This window comes from Micromonospora sp. NBC_00898 (assembly GCF_045207895.1).
Classification (GTDB): domain Bacteria; phylum Actinomycetota; class Actinomycetes; order Mycobacteriales; family Micromonosporaceae; genus Micromonospora.
Window position 1 is genome coordinate 5,620,944 of the sequence record NZ_CP108775.1, and the last position, 18,105, is coordinate 5,639,048.

Sequence of the window (18,105 nt, forward strand, 5' to 3'; positions counted from 1 at the left end):
CGTCCCGGCGACCTGCCATGCTTCCGGCGACGATCCACGGCCACGGGAGGGATCGGGATGACGGAGGCGGTGCTCTGGTCGCTGCGGTCCGGTTGCCCGCTCGTGCCCCGACTCTCCCCGTACGCCGACCGGACCCAGCAGTGGCTGCTCGACCAGCTCGTCCGGCTGGACCTGCCATCGGACGCGGCCGCCCTGGACCGGCTGCGCCGGGCGGGCTTCGCCCGGTACGCCGGGCGGCTCTACCCGGACGCCGCCGAGGCGGACCTGCGCGTGCTGACCGCCCTGTTCACCTGGTTCTTCCTGGTCGACGACGCCTGTGACCGGCCGGACCGGCTGTCGCCGCCGCAGATCCGCGCGCTGCGCGACGGAACGCTCGCCCTGCTGCGCGAGGGCCCCCGGGTCCGTCATCCCGGCTTCTCGGGGCCGTTGCGGCGGCTGCTCGTGCAGGCGTGGCGGGAGCCGCGACGGCGGATGCCGGCCCGGTGGCGGCTGCGATTCACCGACGCGGTTAGCCACCACCTGGACGGCGCCTGGCGGGAGGCGGTCGCGAAGGCCGCCGGCCGGGCCCCCGGCGTCGCGGAGTACGTGGAGCTGCGCCGGGCGACCTCGGCGGCGTACGTGTCGTACCCGCTGATCGAGTTCGCGACCGGCCGGCCGCTGCCCGACGCGGTCTACCACCATCCGACGCTGCGCCGGATCGCCGACCTCGGCAACGACCTGCTCTCCTGGTTCAACGACCTGGCGTCGCTGGAGCAGGACCGGGTCAGCGCCGGTGGCCACAACCTGGTGCTCGCGGTGGCGACCGAGCACGGGGTGCCGGTGGAGACCGCCGTGGAGCTGGTGGCCGAGCGCTGGCGGGCGGGGATGGCCCGGTTCGTGGCGCTACGCGCCGCGGTGCCGTCGTTCGGTCCGGCGCTGGACGAGGCCGTCACCGCCCACCTCGACGGGGTAACCCACGCCGTGCGCGGCACGGTGGACTGGACGTTGGAGAGCGGCCGCTACCCGGTCGCCCCCGGGTCCTGACCGCGCCGCTCAGGGGCGCAGGCCGAGGCGGACCACCAGGTCGAGCAGGGCGAAGACGAACAACGCGATGCCGACGAAGCCGTTGGCGGTGAAGAAGGCCCGGTTGACCTTGCTCAGGTCGGTGGGGCTGACCACCAGGTGCTGGTAGCCGAAGGCGACCGCGGTGAACGCCAGCCCGATCCACCAGAGCCAGCCGAAGCCGACCAGCGCGCCGAACCAGATGAAGAGCGCGAAGGTGATCACGTGCGCGACGGTGGAGGCGTGCAGCGCGAAGCGCAGGCCGTACCGGGCGGGGACGCTGTGCACGCCGATCCGCCGGTCGACGTCGGCGTCCTGGCAGGCGTAGATCAGGTCGAACCCGCCGATCCACAGGCCGACGGCCGCGCCGAGCAGCCAGGCCGGCCAGGAGCCGTCCAGGGTGCCGGTGACGGCGAGCCAGGCGCCAACCGGGCCGACGGCCTGGGCGATCGCCAGGATGGCGTGCGGCCAGTTGGTGAACCGCTTGCCGTACGGGTAGACGACCAGCGGGACCACCGCGAGCGGGGCGAGCACCAGGCAGAGCGGGTTGAGCAGGGCGGCGGCGGCGAGGAAGACCACCAGCGCCACGGCCGCGCCGGTCCAGGCCGTCCGCACGCTGACCGCCCCGGTGACCAGTTCCCGCCCGGCGGTACGCGGGTTCCGCGCGTCGATCCGCCGGTCGAGGATCCGGTTGGCGGCCATCGCGAACGTCCGCGCCCCGACCATCGCCACGGTGATCAGCAGCAGGTCGAGCCAGCGCACCCGCCCGCCGGCCACCTGCATCGCGGTCAGCGCCGACAGGTACGCGAAGGGCAGCGCGAACACCGAGTGTTCGATCGCGACGAGCTTCAGGAAGGACTTCACCCGGCCCGACTTCTCGGCCGGTGCGTCGAGGACCGCCATCAGATCCCGTACTCCTTCCAGCGCTTGTCGACCAGCGAGACCACCTCGGGCGACATGGACATCTCCTCCGGCCAGCCCCGGGTGTAGCCCTCGGTGGGCAGCTTGCGGGTCGCGTCGACGCCCACCTTGCCCCCCCAGAACTGCTGGTACGACGCGTGGTCGAGGTGGTCGACCGGCCCTTCGGTGAGCAGCAGGTCGCGGGCGTAGTCGACGTTGCCGAAGGCGCGGAAGGCGACCTCGTTGTAGTCGTGCACGTCGCAGTCGGAGTCGACGATCACGATCAGCTTGGTCAGCGACATCAGGTGCGCGCCCCAGATCGCGTTCATCACCTTCTGCGCGTGCTTCGGGTAGCGCTTGCGGATCGACACGATCGCGCAGTTGTGGAAGACCCCGGCGGCCGGCAGGTCGTAGTCGACGATGTCTGGGATCAGCAGCTTGAGCAGCGGCTGGAAGATCCGCTCGGTGGCCTTGCCGAGGCCGTGGTCCTCCTGCGGCGGCTTGGAGGTGACGATCGAGTGGTAGACCGGGTTCCGCTGCATGGTCATCGTCTCGATGTGCAGCACCGGGAACGGCTCGACCGGGGTGTAGAAGCCGGTGTGGTCGCCGAACGGGCCCTCGGGCAGCCGCTCGCCGGGCTCCAGGTAGCCCTCGAGCACGATCTGGGCGTGCGCCGGCACCTGCAACGGGACGGTGAGGCAGTCGACCATCTCGACCCGCTCGCCGCGCAGGAAGCCGGCGAACAGGTATTCGTCGATGTCGCTGGGGAGCGGCGCGGAGGCGGCGTACGAGACCACCGGGTCGCAGCCGATCGCGACCGCGACGGGCAGGCGCTGGCCGAGCCGCTCGGCGACGGCGTGGTGGGCGGTGGAGTCCTTGTGGATCTGCCAGTGCATGCCGAGGGTGTTCCGGCCGTGCTGCTGGAGACGGTACAGGCCGAGGTTGCGCTTGCCGGTCTCCGGGTGCTTGGTGTGGGTCAGCCCGTAGTTGTGGAAGATCCCGCCGTCGTCGGGCCAGACCTGCAGGCCGGGCAGCCGGTTCAGGTCGACGTCGTCGCCGGAGTAGACCACCTCCTGGCAGGGGGCGGTCTTCACCTTGCGCGGCGGCACCGACTTGAGCTGCATGACCTTGCCCAGGCCCTCGCGGATGCCGGACCAGCCGACCGGCAGCTCCGGCTTGATCAGCGCGCCGATCCGCTCGCCGATCTCATCCAGCGAGTCGACACCGAGCGCCATCGCCATCCGCTTCTCGGTGCCGAAGAGGTTGATCGCGACCGGCATCTCGCCCCGGGTGGGGCGTTCGAAGAGCAGCGCCGGGCCACCGGCCCGGACGGTCCGGGTGACCACCTCGCTGATCTCCAGGGTGGGGTCGACCGGGACGCTCACCCGCCGCAGCTCGCCCGCGCGCTCCAGCGCGGCGAGGAAGTCCTTGAGATCGGTGTACGGGAAGCCACGAGCCGCCATGCCGTCAGTCTCCCGCACCACCCACCCCACCGCCCAAGCCGGGTGCTGTGATGTACGCAGAGGCCCCTTCTTGACGCCTCCGGTAGAGGAGGGGGCCCTGCTGACACCTCTGCCGGGCATGGGCGGCGAACGACCGGGTAACCGGGCCGTCCGGCGTGGGACGGGGGCGGCGATGGGCGGGGGACGGGTTCCAGCGGGGTTCACCGAGCAGCGGACACGGGTCGGCGAGATCAACATGAACTACCTGCGCGGCGGCGACGGTCCCCCGCTGGTGCTGCTGCACGGCTATCCGCAGTGCTGGCACATGTGGCGGCACCTGCTGCCCGAGCTGGGGCGCTCGTTCGAGGTGGTCGCGCCGGACCTGCGCGGCTTCGGCGACAGCGACGCCCCGGCCGGCGGCTACGAAAAGAAGACGATCGCCGCCGACCTGCACGGCCTGCTCACCGGGCTCGGCCTGACCGGCGACCTCCGGCTGGTCGGCCACGACCTGGGCACCATGGTCGCGTACGCGTACGCCGCCGCCCATCCCGACGCGGTGTCCCGGCTGGTGCTCACCGAGGCGCCGATCCCGGACGAGAGCATCTACGCGATCCCGGCCCTGACGTCCGCCGGCCCGGCGGTCTGGAACTTCGGCTTCTTCAACGTCGGCAACGGCCTGCCGGAGCAGTTGATCACCGGCCGGGAGACGCTCTGGGTGGACCGCTTCACCGATTCGATCATGGTGAAGAAGGGCAGCATGGGCCCGGACGACGTCGAGGAGTACGCCCGGCACCTGCGCGACCCGGACCACCTGCGGGCCAGCTTCGACTGGTTCCGGGCGTTCGGGCAGGACGTGGCGGACAACGGCGCGTACCGGTCGACGAAGCTGCCGATGCCGGTCCTCGCCGTGGGCGCCCGGGCCAGTCTCGGCGAGCAGGTGGCCACGCAGGTCCGCGGGTACGCCGACACGGTCACCGGCGAGGTGGTGGAGGACTGCGGCCACTGGCTGTTCGAGGAGCGGCCGGCGGAGCTGTCCGCGCTGGTGCTGCCGTTCCTGCGCGGCTGAGCCGGCTCAGGCGGCCGGCTGCCAGGCGTACGCGGCCAGGGACGGGTCGAGCGGCGCGTCGGTGAGCCGGTTCGCGAAGGTCGAGATGGTGTACGTCCCGACGCCGAGCACCACGTCGAGGGCGTGCCGGGGCTGCCAGCCGGCGGCGAGGAAGGCGGCGAGGTCCGCGTCCGGGACGGCGCCCCGGTGGTCGAGGACGGCCAGGGTGAACCGGCGCAGCGCCTCCAGCCGCGCGTCGGGCAGTTCGGTGCCGGCCCGCAGCGCCTCGACCAGTTCCGGCGTGCCGCCGTGCCCTTCAAGGGTGGGGGTGTGCATGGCGACGCAGAGGTGGCACTCGTTGCGGGTGGCGACGGTGAAGACGAGGACCTCCCGTTCCACCGGGGCCAGGCTGCCGGCCTCGAAGACGGCGTTGGCGGTGAGGAAGCCCTTGACCAACTGCGGGGACTCGGCCATCAGGCCGACCGCGGCTGGCAGGTAGCCGAGCTTCTTCCGTACCGCTTCGAGGGTCGGCCGGGCGGCGGCGGGCGCGGTGTCGGGGGTGTGGGCGGTGAAGACCTGTCGGGACATGCCGACCTCTCTCGGGTACGATAGTCAACGTGGTTGACGAAATGGTAAACGAGGTTGTCGAACATGACAACACCTGACCGCCCCGGCTTCGTACTGCCGCTGCTGCTGCTCGCCGGCTTCCGGACGCTGATCGACGACCTGCACGCCGAGCTGGCCCGGCAGGGCCACCCCGACCTCCGGCCGCTGCACGGCTTCGTCCTCCAAGCCGTCGGCGTCGACGGCACCACCGCCTCCGAGCTGGGCCAGCGGCTCGGCGTCAGCAAGCAGGCGGCCGGCAAGACCGTGGACCGGCTGGTCGCCCTCGGCTACCTGGACCGTGCCGACGACCCCGCCGACGCCCGGCGCAAGCTGGTCCGGATGACCGAGCACGGCCTGGACGGGCTGCGCCGCTCCGCGGTCGTCTTCGACGAGCTGCGCGACCGCTGGGCGGCGACGCTCGGCCCCGACCGGGTCGCCGCCCTGGAGGACGACCTGCACGTGGTCGCCTCGGCGAACTTCTTCCGCCTCGACATGCCCGGCTGGTTCGGCGGCTGACCCCGTCCCGGCCCGGCGTGAACCCGGAACCCCGCCACGGGAGAGACAGGGTGTCAGATCGCTCGTGGACGGGAGGTCCCTCGTGAGTCAGCCCCAGCAGACCGCACCAGCGTGGTGACGGTGGCATCGGGCCGCGACGTCAGTGACGCCACGGCCATCGCCGCGTCCCACTCCGACGCGGAGGAGTTCGGCGTTCTCTACGACCGGTACGCCGCGCAGCTCTACCGGTATGCCTACCGACGGGTCGGCCCGGAACTCGCCGAGGATGTCGTCGCCGACACCTTCCTCGCCGCGTTCCGCCGACGCAGTTCCTACGACCTGACGCGCATCGACGCCCGCCCGTGGTTCTTCGGCATCCTGACCAGGGAGATCGCCCGGCGCCGCCGGTCCGAGGAGGCCCGGTGGCGGGTCCTCGGCCGGGCCGCCGACAGCGACGTCGCCGAGGGCTTCGCGGACCGGGTCGCCGCCTCGGTCACCGCCCGGGCGACCCGCGGCCCGCTGGCCGAGGCGCTGCGCCGACTCTCGCCCGGTGACCGGGACGTGCTGCTGCTCGTCGCGTGGGGCGACCTCAGCTACGAGGAGGTCGCCGACACGCTCCAGATCAAGATCGGCACGGTGCGCTCCCGACTGCATCGCGCCCGCCGCAAGCTGCGCGCCGCGCTCGGCGACACCAACCCGACCGACATCACCGAGGTGGACCGATGAACGACCTGAAGATGCTGGACGAGCTGGGCCGCACCCTGGACCCGCAGACCGCGACCCCGCCGGGACGGCTCCGGCACCGGGTACTCACCGAGGCCACCCGCCCCGCCCGCCGCGGCCCCCGAATCGCGGCACCCCGGTTCGGCTGGCGGCTGGCGGCAGCCGGCGGCCTGGCCGCGGCGCTGACCGTCGGCGTCCTGGCCACCCAGGTGGTGTCCTTCCCCGACCACGCCCCGGTGTCCACCGCGTCCGCCGCCGAACGCGTCCTCGCCGGCGCGGCCGAGCAGGCCCGGCGTCAACCCACCGTGCCCGTCCGCGGCGACCAGTTCATCTACGTGGAGTCGCTGACCGCCAGCATCAGCGTGCACGAAGGCAGCTCGGAACGGGCGACGATCAGTGCGGCCCAGCGACGGATCTGGCTCTCCGCCGACGGCACCCGGGACGGGCTGCTGCGGGAGCAGGGCCGCCCCGGGCCCGGCGGACCGGACGGCATGGTCCTGCCCGGCTGCCACGACGGACTGAGCACCCAGTCCAAGCACGGCAAGACCGAGGAGGTCGCCTGCACCCCCCTCCCGGGCTACCACGCCGACCTGCCCAGCGATGCCGCCGGCATGCTGGCGTACCTCTACCGCCAGGCTGACGGGACGAAGAACCCCCGGGACCAGGAGGCCTTCAGCGCGGCGGGCGACCTGATCCGGGAGGCGTACCTGTCCCCGGCATCGCTGGCGGCGGTCTTCGAGGCGGTCGCCCGGATTCCCGGGGTGCGGGTGGTCGGCGACGTCACCGACCGGGCCGGGCGCGCGGGTGTCGCCCTGGCCCGGGACGAGGTGCAGGGCACCCGGTCCGAGCTGATCTTCGACCGGAAGACCTACGCGTACCTCGGTGAGCACCTGGTGCTGACCCGCGACGCGTACGGGCTGAAGGCTGGAGAGACCATCAACTCGACGGCGGTGCTGACGGTCGCCGTGGTGGACCGCGCCGGGCAGCTGCCCTGACGGGACGGACCTCCGACCGGGGCCGGCGACGCGCTGTCGCCCGCCCCGGCGGCGTCGATCGGCCGACGTGGTCAGTACGAGTACAGCCGTGCGGCATCGACGAGAACGATCTCGGCGCGATCCGCCGCCGCCGCAGTCAGGTCGCGCGTGAAGCCTTCCGCGCTCGCCAGCAGTAGCCGGACACCGGCGGCGTCGATCCCCGGGCGGCGGAGCAGCAGCTCGCGCACCCGCGTCAGCCGGTCCAGGTCCGGCAGGCCGAGTCGGCGCCCCCACTTCACCTCGCCGATGGCGAGCAGCGGACGGGGTCCGTCGCCAAGTGGCGGCTCGCCCAGTGCCACGAGATCGAGCTCATGACTGGTCCGGCTGGCCGGATCCGTCAGGGTGCCGGCGCTGGCCTCCGCGATCAGGCCACCGAAGACGTCGGGGTCGGCGAACCGCAGGGACCACTGCCGGACGATCTCCTCGAAGCGGGGGCCGAGCACCGCGCTGGCGTACCGGCGCTGCGACCTGTGCCAGACGTCCGCGCCCCGGCGCTGCTCCAGCGCCGTCCAGGCGGGTCGCATGACGGCCTGGTAGAAGGTGATGAGCGGTTCGGTGATCCGGTAGCTGCTGCGTCCGCCGCGAAGGGGGTCCGGCTCCCGCAGCAGCAGGCCGGCATCCTCCAGCACGGTGAGCGGATGTTGCAGATCGGTCGCCTTCCGCCCGATGTAACCGGCAATCCCACCCCGGCTGGCGTTGCCCTCGGCGACGGCCGCCAGGACGGAGTGGTAGAGCGCGGCGTCTCGCAGGTCGGGGTCCTCCGCGAGCAGGTAGCGCGCCTCCCGGAAGAGCGGCCGTGCGGGGTTGAGCACCGCCCGGACGACCCACGCGTCGAAGTCGCCCGCCCCGGTCGGGGCGTCGTCCTGGACGTACTCGCGCCGGTAGGCCGGCGTGCCACCGACGATGGAGAACACCTTGACCGCCAACAAGGGATCATCGATCTCCCAGAACGCCGACGCGGCCCGGTAGTCCAGCGGCTGCACCGGTAGCTCCAGGCCGGCCCGGCCGCGCAGTGGGGCGGAACCGGCGAGCAGCCCGCCCATGAACGACAGGGCCGATCCGCAGAGCAGCAGGCGGGTCCGCGACTCCGCTCGTTCCGGTCGCCCGGGCGTGAGCGCGTGCTGGATGATCGACGGCAGGTCCCGGGCAGCCCGGACCAGGTACGGGAACTCGTCGATGACCACGGTCACGGGCCGCGTCCGCCCCAGGGCGAGCAGGGCGTCGATCGCGGCGCTCCAGTCGGCCAGCTGTAGCGGGCCCGGCGACCCCGCGTACGCGCCGAGCACCTCACCCAGCCGGCGGAGCGATTCCGTCGAGGTGGCCTCCGTGGCGCCAAAATAGAACCCCCCGCTGGCCTGGGCAAGCTCATAGAGCAACAGGGTCTTGCCCTGCCGACGGCGACCGCTGACGACGCCGAGGGTCGCGCCGGGACGCTCGTCGGCGGCGAAGCGGGCCAGCTCGGCCCACTCGACGTCGCGGTCGAAGATCCGGTCGGGCTTCGCCAACAGGCTCACGGCTCACCGCAATTCATAGGACTACAGTTCTTAGAAGTGTACTCCTACGAAGTGCGTAGGTGGGATGACACGTCCGGCTCGGTGGCGGGACGATACGCACATGACTGACGCGTACCTGGAAGGCGACCCGGACGGCCTCTCCCCGCTGCTGGTGGAGATCCGGGACGCGGTCGCCCGGGAGCTGCACGCCCAGTTCGCCCTGCGGGCCGACCGCCTCGAACTCGCCGATCTGCCGGAGGTCGCGTACCAGGTGACCCTGCGCGTCGACGGCGTGCTGAGCCGACGTCGCCCGGCGACCGGGACCTCATCTGTCACCGGCTCCCCTTACGATCGGCGCGCCGATCGGGCTGGAGGGCCCGCCCGGTCCACCATCCTCAAGGGAGTTCGATGACATCTGTACGCGTTTCCCGCGCGTTCCGCGTCGGCGCGGCGGCGCTCGCGGCGGCGACCATGACCGGCGCGGTGGCGAGCCCGGCGGCGGCGGAGACCGATCCCGGCTGGGTCAGCGGCTGGCTCGGTGACACCACCGTCGGCGCGGCCGGCGCCCCCGCCCGGACCGCCGCCCTCGCCCTGAGCAGCGGCGGGGCGACCAACCCCCGGGTGACCTTCGACCTGAGCGGCCTCACCGGGGTGGCCAGCGCCACCTTCCCGGACTGGTGCGTCACCGACGCCGCCTCCGCCACCTGCCCGATGCCGCCGACCGCCACTCCGGACGAGTTCGGCACCCTGAACGGCACCCTGCCCATCGTGCTCCGGGCGGTCGCCGGCGCGGCCGACGGCGCCACCGGGACGATCGGTTACACCGCGTTGGCCGACGGCGTCGACGGCTGGGCCCAGCAGGCCACGGTCACCGTGCACGCCGGACCGGACACGATCGACCTGGTCGACGAGTACGTCAGCGGCGCGAAGACCGGCGACCAGCTCGCCATGCCGGTGGCGCTGATCAGCGCCGGCGACCGGCCGGCGGACGACCTCCGGATCACCCTCCGCTTCCCGGTCGGGCTGGAGCCCGCCGCCTACCGCAACTGCCGGTACGGCTCCGGCGATCAGCTGAGCACGATCGTGGTCTGCACCGTCGGCGGCGAGCTGATCCCGGGCGCCCGGTACGAGGTCCCCGGCGGCTTCGCCACCACGGTCGGGACCGCCGCGCTCGGCGACAAACGGATCACCCAGTCGGTGGCGCCCGCCGACACCGCCGGACCGCTGCCCGAGGACGTGCCGCTCACCCGGCGCGACGCCGACCGCTCGCTGCGGCTGCGTCAGGTGGGCGAGCCGGTCGACGTGCTCGGCCCCGAGCACCAGTACCCGTCCGGGCAGTACTACCTGCGAGCCATTCACGGCGCGTTCGACGTCGTCGCCCTCGGCGCGACCGCCACCGGGTCGATCGGCGACACCGTCCACGTCGAGGTGGGTCTGCGCAACGACGGTCCCGGGGTGCCGGACGGCACCATCTCCGGCGACGGCGCCGCCCGCCTGGTCTTCACCCCGCCGGCCGGGACCGTCGTGACCCAGGCGCCCCGGCAGTGCTGGCCCAGCGGCAGCGAGGAGGAGGAACCCGACCCGGCCACCCCGGTCACCTGGTACTGCCCCAAGCTGGGGGGCATCTTCGCGTCCGGGGAGACCTTCCTGGTCGGCTTCGACCTGCGGGTCGACGGGCCGCTGGGCGCGCCCGGCGAGGTCCGGATCCCCTACGGCTACCCCCGGGTCGACGACGACCCGGCCAACGACACCGCTCCGGTGACCATCTCCTGATCCCCGGAAACGACCCGACCGCCGGGAGCCGTCAGGCTCCCGGCGGTCGGCGTTGGTCGGTCAGTTGACGCCGGCGTACGAGTGCAGGCCGGTGAAGAAGAAGTTGACCCCGAACAGGTTCATCAGCATGGTCAGGAAGCCCAGGATGGCGATCCACGTGGCCACGTTCCGCTTGATGCTCGGGGTGGCCCGGGCGTGCAGGTAGCCGGCGTAGACCACCCGGGAAGGCGACGGCGTGCAGCGCGAAGGTCATCCGCGCGTCCAGGCCGGGGCCGCGCGACGAGCAGGTCGCGGGAGCGGGCCGTCGCCGAGCGCCGGCTCCCCCAGCACCCGCTGCCGGACGGTCTCCTCGAAGCCGGGCCCGAGCACGGTCCGCCGAGGATCCGTAGCGAGCGCAGGAAGCCAGCACCTCCACGGGTCGGCAGCTTGTGAGCCCAGTGTGAGCGGAGCGTGAGGGACCGGCGTGATTCTTTGGCCCTGGTCGGCAACTGACGAATCTCCAACTGAGAGGTCCCGGGCCATGATGCGGTGGATCGTCGGGTCAAGCGTCAAATATCAACGGCTGGTGCTCGCCATCGCCGTCGCCCTGATGGCCGTCGGCTTCGTTCAGCTTCGCAACACCTCGGTCGAGGCCCTGCCAGAGTTCGGGCCGGTGCGGGTGGATGTGCAGGTCGAGGCACTCGGGCTCTCCGCCGAAGAGGTGGAGAATCTGATCACCAACCCGATGGAGAACGAGTTCTTCAACGGGATCCCGTGGCTGGCGAAACTCGAGTCCCGGACGCTACCGGGACTGTCGTCGATGGAGATGACGTTCAAGCCCGGCACGGACCCGATCCGGGCCAGGCAGGTCGTGCAGGAGCGGCTCACCATGGTCGCCATGCTGCCGGCCGCGTCATCGAGGCCACCCCTGGTGGTACAGCCCCTCTCGTCGACCAGCCGGCTGATGATGGTCGGTCTGTCGTCCCAGGACCGCTCACTGATCGACATGTCGCTCCTGTCGCGCTGGACGATCGTGCCCCGCCTGCTGAGCGTCCCCGGCGTGGCCAACGTGGCCATCTGGGGGTTCCGTGACCGCCAACTGCAGGTGCAGGTCGATCCCGCCAAGCTGATGCAGCACGGCGTCACGCTGGACCAGGTGCTGCGCACGTCGGCGAACGCGCTGTGGGTCTCGCCGCTGACCTTTGTGGAGGCTTCGACGCCCGGGCTGGGCGGCTTCATCGACACCGCCAACCAGCGGATCGAGATCCAGCACAACCAGCCGATCAAGACCGCGGCGGATCTCGGCAAGGTCACCGTTCAGGGCGCCGAGGACCGCGGGGTGCTGCTGGGTGATGTCACCCAGATCGTCGAGGGCCACCAGCTCCTCATCGGCGACGCGGTCGTCAAGGACACGCCGAGCCTCATGCTCGTGGTGGAGAGGTTCCCGGGCGCCAAGGTCGCGGACGTGACCCGGGACGTGGAGGCCGCACTCGACGAGCTGCGACCCGCCATGCCGACCGTCGAGATCGACACGACGGTGTACCGGCCGGCCACCTTCATCGAGAAGATGGTCGACAACCTGACCACGACGCTGATCCTCGGCGCCATCCTCCTGCTGCTGGTGCTCGGCGCCTTCCTGTTCAACTGGCGCGCCGCGCTGGTCAGCCTGTTGACCATCGCGTCCTCCGTGGCGGTGACGGTGCTCGTGCTGTCCTGGTTCGGCGTGCCCCTCAACATGATGTCCCTGGCGGGGCTGGTGATGGCCCTCGCCATCGTCGTGGATGATGCCGTGGTCGCCGTCGACAACATCAGGCAACGGCTGCGGCAACGCCGCGAGGATGGCTCCGAAGAGCTCGTCTCCGACACCATCCGGGCGGCCTTCCTCGAGGTACGCGGCCCGCTCTTCGTCGCCGCCCTCATCACCGCGGTCTCGGTCGTGCCCGTCTTCATCCTCGACGGGGTCCGCGGCGCGTTCCTCACCCCGGTCGCACAGGGCTTCCTGGCCGCCACGGTGGTCTCACTGGTGGTCGCGCTGACGGTCGCCCCCGTGCTGGCCACACTCCTGCTCTCCCGGTCCTCGCTGCAGCTCGGCCCGTCGCCGCTCGCCCGAGCATTGGAGCGGGCGTACGGCACGCTGCTGCCCCGGCTGCTCCGGAGGCCAGTCTGGTCCTATGCCCTGGTCGGTCTCCTCGTGGTGGCGGGCCTGGTCGCCCTGCCGTTCCTCGGTTCGCGGCCGCTGTCCCCGACACTTCAGGAGCGGGACCTGCTGATCACCTGGGAGGCGCCGCCCGGCGCGTCCCGACCGGAGATGAACCGGATCACGAGCGCGCTCAGTGCCGAGCTGCGGGCCGTCCGCGGAGTACGCAACGTCGGCGCGCACACCGGGCGGGCACTGGCGTCGGACCAGGTCGTCAACATGAACTCGGGCGAGGTGTGGCTCAGCGTCGACCCGGCGGCCGACTACGGCAGGACCCTGGCCGCTGTCCAGCGGGTGGTGGATGGCTATCCCGGGGTGCAGAGCGACGTGATCACGTACTCGGACAAGCGGATCCGGGAGGTGGTGACCCGCGGTGCGGCGGAGGACCTCGTCGTGCGCATCTACGGCAACGACTACGCGGTGCTCAACGAAAAGGCCCAGGAGGTGCTCGGCATCATCTCCGCCATCGACGGCGTCGCCGAACCACGGGTGCGGACCGCACAGGTCGCCCCCACGGTGGAGATCGAGGTATCCGTCGCCAAGGCCGCGAAGTACGGCCTCAAGCCGGGCGATGTGCGCCGGGCCGCCGCCACCCTCATCTCGTCCACGATCGCGGGCAACCTCTTCGACGACCAGAAGGTGTTCGAGGTCGTCGTGTGGGGCGTCCCCGCGGTGCGCCAGAACCTGTCCACCGTCCAGAACCTGCTGATCGATGCGCCGGTCGGCGGCCCGGGCGGCGGCCCGACCCAGGTGCGCCTGGCCGACGTCGCCGACGTCAGAGTCGCGGCGAAGCCGGAGGTCATCACGCACGACCAGGTGTCCCGCAGCATGGACGTCGTCGCGAACGTGCGCGGGCGTGGTCTGGGCGCCGTCACCGGCGAGGTCAAGGACCGCCTCCGCCAGGTGACCTTCCCCCGCGAGCACCACCTTGAGGTGCTCGGCGAGGCCCAGGCGAAGGCGAGTTCCGACTTCCGGGTGTGGACCTTCGTGATCGGCGCCGTGATCCTGATCTTCTTCCTGCTACAGGCCGGCTTCGGGAGCTGGCGGGTGGCGTCGCTGTACTTCCTGCTCCTGCCGACGGCACTGGCCGGCGGGCTGCTGCTGGCGGCCGTCGACCGGGCGGCCGTCTCGGTGGTCGCGCTGCTGGGGCTGCTCACCGTGCTGGCCATGGCCGTTCGGGGCGGCATCCTGCAGATCAAGCGGTACCAGCAACTGGAGGACGAGGGCCACGCGCCGGGTGCCGATCTGGTCGAACTCGGGTCACGGCAGCAGCTCATCCCGGCCGTGACGGGCATCCTGGCGGCGGGGCTGGCACTGGTTCCCATGGTGATCTACGGCGGCGGGTCCGGCCTCGAGATCGCGAGTCCGCTCGCCCTGGTCATCCTTGGTGGCCTGATTACGACGGCGCTGCTGAACCTGCTCGTCCTGCCCGTGCTGTATCTGCGGTTCGCCGTCCGGTCTCCGTCGGTGCCCCCGTCGGAGCCTGGGGCCGGATCGCTACCCGCGCCCAGGCCACAACCCGAGGCAACGGGCAAGGAAACCACGTCAAGCCCGGCTCCGGCCTGATCGGAAGCAGGAGAGTCCCATGCGCAGACAAGGAAGCGACCACATGCGACACAGTGGTCGGTGGACGGCAGCGATCTTGATCACGCTGGCCTCGGCGGCCTGCACGACGCCCGCCTCGAACACCTCGAGTGGCCACAAGGACAGCCCTGCCACGGTCGAGGCGATCCCGGGCAAGGACGTCAAGAAGGTGACCTTGACCGAGCAGGCGGCTCACCGGGTGGGCATCGCGACGGTCACGGTCGGCGCGACGCAGCCGGCAGCACCGGCAGGGCCGAGCCCGTCGCCTGGCACGCCGGCGACGGTGGTGCCCTACTCGGCAGTGCTTTACGACGCGAACGGCGTGACCTGGGTCTACACGGTTCCCCAGCCATTGACCTACGTCCGCGAGAAGGTCGTGGTCGCGACGGTGGGCGGGGCGCGCGGGACGGATGCGTTCCTTGCCCAGGCACCGCCGGCGGGGACCTCGATCGTGACGATCGGCGTGATCGAACTCTGGGGCGCCGAACTCGGGGTCGGCAAGTAGTCCATCCAGTCGGTACGAGGGTAGGGACCCCAGGCCATGATGCGTTGGATCATTGGAACGAGTCTGAAGCTCCGGTTCCTCGTGGTTGTCGGGGCCTCGATGTTGATGTTCTTCGGCGTGCTGCAGATTCGCGACATGCCCGTCGACGCGTTCCCCGAATTCGCGCCGCCCCGGGTGGAGATCCAGACGATCTGCATCGGGCTGTCCGCCCAGGATGTCGAGGAGCTGGTTTCCGTCCCGCTGGAGCAGGGGCTCACCGGGATCGAGGGCCTGGACGAGATGCGCTCCAAGTCGGTCTCCCAGCTCTCCTCGATCGTCCTGATCTTCAAGCCCCGGACCGACCTGATGGCGGCCCGCCTGCTGATCCAGGAGCGCCTCACCGCCATCACTCCCAGACTGCCGCGCTGGGCCAACTCCCCCTTCATGATCCAGCCGCTGTCGTCGACCAGCCGGGTCATGAAGATCGGGATATCCCAGGCGGACAAGTCCGACGCCGCCCACGTCGACATGGCGCTGCAGGCGTATTGGACGGTCCGGCCCCGGCTGATGCGCGTACCCGGGGTGGCGAACGTGGCCATCTGGGGCGATCGGTGGCACGTCAAGCAGGCCCTCGTCGATCCCGAGCTCATGAAGCAGCACAACGTCACGCTGGCCCAGGTCATGGAGGCCGCCGGAGACGCGGTGGACGTGGGCCAGCTGAAGTTCAACGGTGGGTTCGAGATCGGCACCGGCGGGTGGGTCGACACGCCCAACCACCGATTCCAGGTGCAGCACCAGTTGCCCGCCCTGACCGGACAGCAACTGGCCGAGATCCCCATCGAGGTGCCGAAGGGCGCCAAGCCGGTCTACCTCAAGGACGTCGCCTACATCACGGACGACATCATGCCCCCGTCCCTGCTCACGGGGGACGCGGTCATCAACGACGGCCCCGGCCTCATGCTCATCGTCGAGAAGCTGCCCTGGGGCAACACCCTCGAGGTGACCCGCGGGGTCGAGGCCGCGCTGCAGGAGATGGCGCCCGGCATGCAGGGCCTCAACGTCGACACCGAGATCTTCCGGCCGGCGACCTTCATCGAGACCTCGGTCGAGAACCTCGGTCGGGCGATGGTCATCGGATTCATCCTGGTGGTCCTGATCCTGGTGCTCTTCCTCTTCGAGTGGCGGGTCGCGCTGATCAGCGCCATTTCGATCCCGCTCTCCCTCGTCGCGGCGGGACTCGTCCTGCACTGGACCGGGGCCACCATAAATACGATGATCCTGGCAGGGCTCGTGATCGCCCTCGGCGTGCTCGTCGACGACGCCATCATCGACGTCGAGAACATCGTGCGCCGCATCCGCCAGCATCGGCGAGCGGGCAGCACGAAGTCGACCGCCGCCATCGTCCTCGACGCGTCGGTGGAGGTGCGGGGACCGATCGTCCAGGCCACGATGATCATCCTGGTCAGCACGGTCCCGATCTTCCTGCTCACCGGGCTCACCGGCTCGTTCTTCCGGCCCATGGCGTTCGCCTACGGGCTGGCCGTCCTGGCCTCGCTGCTGGTGGCCCTGACGGTGATCCCGGCGCTCGCCCTGATGCTGCTGACCAGGTCACCGATCGAGCGGCGGGAGTCGCCCCTGGTGCGCTGGCTCCAGCGCGGCTACACCGCGTCGCTGGCACGCATCATCCCGCGTCCCGCCGTCGCCTACGCGACCGTCGTACTCGTCCTGGCGGGCGGCGTCATGGTGGTACCGATGCTGGGGCAGAACCTGTTCCCCGCGTTCAAGGAGCGGGACTTCCTCATGCACTGGGTGACCCAGCCCGGCACCTCCCGGGAGGAGAGCGTCCGCATCACGGAACAGGTCAGCAAGGAGCTGAGGGCGATCCCGGGGGTCCGGAACTTCGGCGCCCACATCGGGCAGGGCACCCTCGCCGACGAGGTCGTCGGCATGAACTTCACCGAGAACTGGATCAGCATCGACCCGAAGGTCGACTACGACAAGACTCATGCAGCCGTGCAGAAGGTGGTCGACGGCTATCCCGGACTGCAGCGCGATGTGCAGACCTACCTGAAGGAACGCACGAAGGAGGTGCTCACCGGCTCCAGCGACGCCATCATCATCCGCATCGTCGGCGACGACCTCAACGTGCTCCGCCAAAAGGCCGACGAGGTCAAGGAGCTCATTGCCGGGATCGACGGCATCATCGACGAACACGTGACGCTGCAGACCCCGGTTCCTCAGGTGGATGTCCAGGTCGACCTGGCCAAGGCGGCGCGGTACGGGATCAAGCCCGGCGACGTACGCCGAACGGCGGCCACGTTCATCGCCAGCGAGGAGGCGGGCGACATCTGGCGAAACGGCAAGAACACCGAAGTGCACGTGTGGAGCGTGCCGAGTGCCCGGTACAGCATCGAGAGCGTCCGTAACCTCCTGATGGACGCGGCGGACGGGAGCAAGGTCCCCGTGGGTGAGCTGGCCGAGGTCAAGATGGTGCCCACGCCCAACCAGATCCTGCGGGAGAACGGATCGCGGTATATCAATGTGGGTGCCAACGTGGCCGCGGGGAAGGCCCTGGGCGACGTCGCGGCCGAGGTTGAGCGCCGCCTGGCGACGGTGGGCTTCCCGCCCGGCTACCACCCGCAACTGCTCGGTGAGTACAAGGAGGCGACGAGCGCCCAGGACCGGCTGCGGCTCTTCGCCGGCGTCGCGGTGATCGGGATCCTCTTCCTGCTGACCACCGCCTTCAACAGCTGGCGGCTGTCGTTCCTGGTCCTCCTCACGCTGCCCATGGCTCTGGTGGGCGGGATCCTCGCGGCATACGTCGGTGGCGGCATCCTCTCGCTCGGCTCGCTCGTGGGATTCTTCACCGTGCTGGGCATCGCCGCCCGCAACGGCATTCTGATGATCAACCATTTCCAGTATCTCGAGCGGGAGGAAGGGGAAGCCTTCGGTCGTAACCTCGTCCTCCGTGGCGCGAAGGAGCGGCTCTCGCCGATCCTCATGACCTCGCTGGCGACCGGGCTCGCCCTGGTTCCCCTGGCCATCGAGGGCAGCCTGCCCGGTCACGAGATAGAACACCCGATGGCGGTCGTGATTCTGGGCGGCCTGGTCACCTCGACGCTGCTGAACCTGTTCGTCCTCCCGTCCCTCTATCTGCGCTTCAGCCGGCACATGGATCCGTCCGCCCGCGGGGGATCTGCTCTTGCAACGCGCCGGTGGCTCGCCGCCTGGCGGCTCGGTAGGTCCCACGCCTGACGGGCGGACCCTCATCCCAGCCACCACAAATCGCCGTCGACGCCGGAGGCGACA

The 18,105-nt window shown here is 70.9% G+C and carries 14 protein-coding genes and 1 pseudogene; 10 read left to right on the forward strand and 5 right to left on the reverse strand.

Translation table 11 applies throughout. From position 1 onward, the window contains the following. The first annotated feature begins 57 nt into the window (after window positions 1-57). Window positions 58-1,023, forward strand: a complete 966-nt coding sequence (locus OG799_RS27290; protein WP_406038883.1) for a terpene synthase — start codon at window positions 58-60, stop codon at window positions 1,021-1,023. A 9-nt stretch (window positions 1,024-1,032) separates the two neighbouring features. Here the strand turns inward: OG799_RS27290 and mqnP are convergent, their stop codons facing one another. Together mqnP and OG799_RS27300 are read right to left on the reverse strand one after the other, a co-directional pair. Next, complete coding sequence (gene mqnP, locus OG799_RS27295; RefSeq protein ID WP_406038885.1) at window positions 1,033-1,944, reverse strand: menaquinone biosynthesis prenyltransferase MqnP; 912 nt, start codon at window positions 1,942-1,944, stop codon at window positions 1,033-1,035. Then, window positions 1,944-3,404, reverse strand: coding sequence for a menaquinone biosynthesis decarboxylase (locus tag OG799_RS27300; RefSeq protein ID WP_406038887.1), 1,461 nt, complete (start codon window positions 3,402-3,404; stop codon window positions 1,944-1,946). Before OG799_RS27300 ends, mqnP begins: the two co-directional genes overlap by 1 nt. Before the next feature lie 172 nt (window positions 3,405-3,576). Between OG799_RS27300 and OG799_RS27305 the strand changes: the two genes are divergently transcribed. After that, window positions 3,577-4,449 (forward strand): alpha/beta fold hydrolase, encoded by an 873-nt coding sequence (locus OG799_RS27305; RefSeq protein ID WP_406038889.1) that lies wholly within the window; start codon window positions 3,577-3,579, stop codon window positions 4,447-4,449. Window positions 4,450-4,455: 6 nt separating this feature from the next. On the opposite strand, the gene OG799_RS27310 is transcribed toward OG799_RS27305, so the two are convergent. Next, window positions 4,456-5,016: a carboxymuconolactone decarboxylase family protein gene (locus OG799_RS27310; protein WP_406038891.1), complete on the reverse strand. Its 561-nt coding sequence runs from the start codon at window positions 5,014-5,016 to the stop codon at window positions 4,456-4,458. Between the two features lie 63 nt (window positions 5,017-5,079). Here OG799_RS27310 and OG799_RS27315 point away from each other — a divergent pair, with 63 nt between their 5' ends. From OG799_RS27315 to OG799_RS27325, 3 genes are all read left to right on the forward strand, one after another. After that, the gene (locus OG799_RS27315) at window positions 5,080-5,550 is read left to right on the forward strand and encodes a MarR family winged helix-turn-helix transcriptional regulator (protein ID WP_406038893.1); all 471 of its coding nucleotides are present in this window, start codon (window positions 5,080-5,082) and stop codon (window positions 5,548-5,550) included. Window positions 5,551-5,670: 120 nt separating this feature from the next. Then, window positions 5,671-6,255: an RNA polymerase sigma factor gene (locus OG799_RS27320; protein ID WP_406038895.1), complete on the forward strand. Its 585-nt coding sequence runs from the start codon at window positions 5,671-5,673 to the stop codon at window positions 6,253-6,255. Then, window positions 6,252-7,247, forward strand: a complete 996-nt coding sequence (locus OG799_RS27325; RefSeq protein WP_406038897.1) for a CU044_5270 family protein — start codon at window positions 6,252-6,254, stop codon at window positions 7,245-7,247. Before OG799_RS27320 ends, OG799_RS27325 begins: the two co-directional genes overlap by 4 nt. A 71-nt stretch (window positions 7,248-7,318) precedes the next feature. On the opposite strand, the gene OG799_RS27330 is transcribed toward OG799_RS27325, so the two are convergent. Then, complete coding sequence (locus tag OG799_RS27330) at window positions 7,319-8,800, reverse strand: ATP-binding protein (protein WP_406038899.1); 1,482 nt, start codon at window positions 8,798-8,800, stop codon at window positions 7,319-7,321. 100 nt (window positions 8,801-8,900) lie between these two features. On the opposite strand from OG799_RS27330, the gene OG799_RS27335 reads away from it, so the two are divergent. Continuing rightward, window positions 8,901-9,191, forward strand: a complete 291-nt coding sequence (locus OG799_RS27335) for a hypothetical protein (protein WP_406038901.1) — start codon at window positions 8,901-8,903, stop codon at window positions 9,189-9,191. Then, on the forward strand, window positions 9,188-10,552 hold the full coding sequence (locus OG799_RS27340) for a hypothetical protein (protein ID WP_406038903.1): 1,365 nt from the start codon (window positions 9,188-9,190) through the stop codon (window positions 10,550-10,552). Before OG799_RS27335 ends, OG799_RS27340 begins: the two co-directional genes overlap by 4 nt. 60 nt (window positions 10,553-10,612) lie before the next feature. On the opposite strand, the pseudogene ccsA reads toward OG799_RS27340, so the two are convergent. Next, window positions 10,613-10,777, reverse strand: a pseudogene (gene ccsA, locus OG799_RS27345) (cytochrome c biogenesis protein CcsA); the annotation flags it as partial. A gap of 295 nt (window positions 10,778-11,072) precedes the next feature. On the opposite strand from ccsA, the gene OG799_RS27350 reads away from it, so the two are divergent. The 3 genes from OG799_RS27350 (at window position 11,073) to OG799_RS27360 (ending at window position 18,051) form a co-directional block, all read left to right on the forward strand. After that, window positions 11,073-14,294 carry an efflux RND transporter permease subunit gene (locus tag OG799_RS27350; protein ID WP_406038905.1) on the forward strand — a complete coding sequence of 1,074 codons (3,222 nt, stop codon included), beginning with the start codon at window positions 11,073-11,075 and terminating at the stop codon, window positions 14,292-14,294. A gap of 76 nt (window positions 14,295-14,370) precedes the next feature. Further along, complete coding sequence (locus OG799_RS27355) at window positions 14,371-14,817, forward strand: hypothetical protein (protein WP_406038907.1); 447 nt, start codon at window positions 14,371-14,373, stop codon at window positions 14,815-14,817. 36 nt (window positions 14,818-14,853) lie between these two features. Next, window positions 14,854-18,051, forward strand: coding sequence for an efflux RND transporter permease subunit (locus tag OG799_RS27360; protein ID WP_406038909.1), 3,198 nt, complete (start codon window positions 14,854-14,856; stop codon window positions 18,049-18,051). The last annotated feature ends 54 nt before the right edge of the window (window positions 18,052-18,105 follow it).

Coding starts and splice junctions, on each gene's coding strand:
- OG799_RS27305 (WP_406038889.1), top strand. CDS start 3,577: ATGGGCGGGGGACGGGTTCCAGCGGGGTTCACCGAGCAGCGGACACGG.
- OG799_RS27340 (WP_406038903.1), top strand. CDS start 9,188: ATGACATCTGTACGCGTTTCCCGCGCGTTCCGCGTCGGCGCGGCGGCG.
- OG799_RS27315 (WP_406038893.1), top strand. CDS start 5,080: ATGACAACACCTGACCGCCCCGGCTTCGTACTGCCGCTGCTGCTGCTC.
- OG799_RS27350 (WP_406038905.1), top strand. CDS start 11,073: ATGATGCGGTGGATCGTCGGGTCAAGCGTCAAATATCAACGGCTGGTG.
- OG799_RS27335 (WP_406038901.1), top strand. CDS start 8,901: ATGACTGACGCGTACCTGGAAGGCGACCCGGACGGCCTCTCCCCGCTG.
- OG799_RS27360 (WP_406038909.1), top strand. CDS start 14,854: ATGATGCGTTGGATCATTGGAACGAGTCTGAAGCTCCGGTTCCTCGTG.
- OG799_RS27325 (WP_406038897.1), top strand. CDS start 6,252: ATGAACGACCTGAAGATGCTGGACGAGCTGGGCCGCACCCTGGACCCG.
- OG799_RS27290 (WP_406038883.1), top strand. CDS start 58: ATGACGGAGGCGGTGCTCTGGTCGCTGCGGTCCGGTTGCCCGCTCGTG.
- mqnP (WP_406038885.1), bottom strand. CDS start 1,944: ATGGCGGTCCTCGACGCACCGGCCGAGAAGTCGGGCCGGGTGAAGTCC.
- OG799_RS27310 (WP_406038891.1), bottom strand. CDS start 5,016: ATGTCCCGACAGGTCTTCACCGCCCACACCCCCGACACCGCGCCCGCC.
- OG799_RS27300 (WP_406038887.1), bottom strand. CDS start 3,404: ATGGCGGCTCGTGGCTTCCCGTACACCGATCTCAAGGACTTCCTCGCC.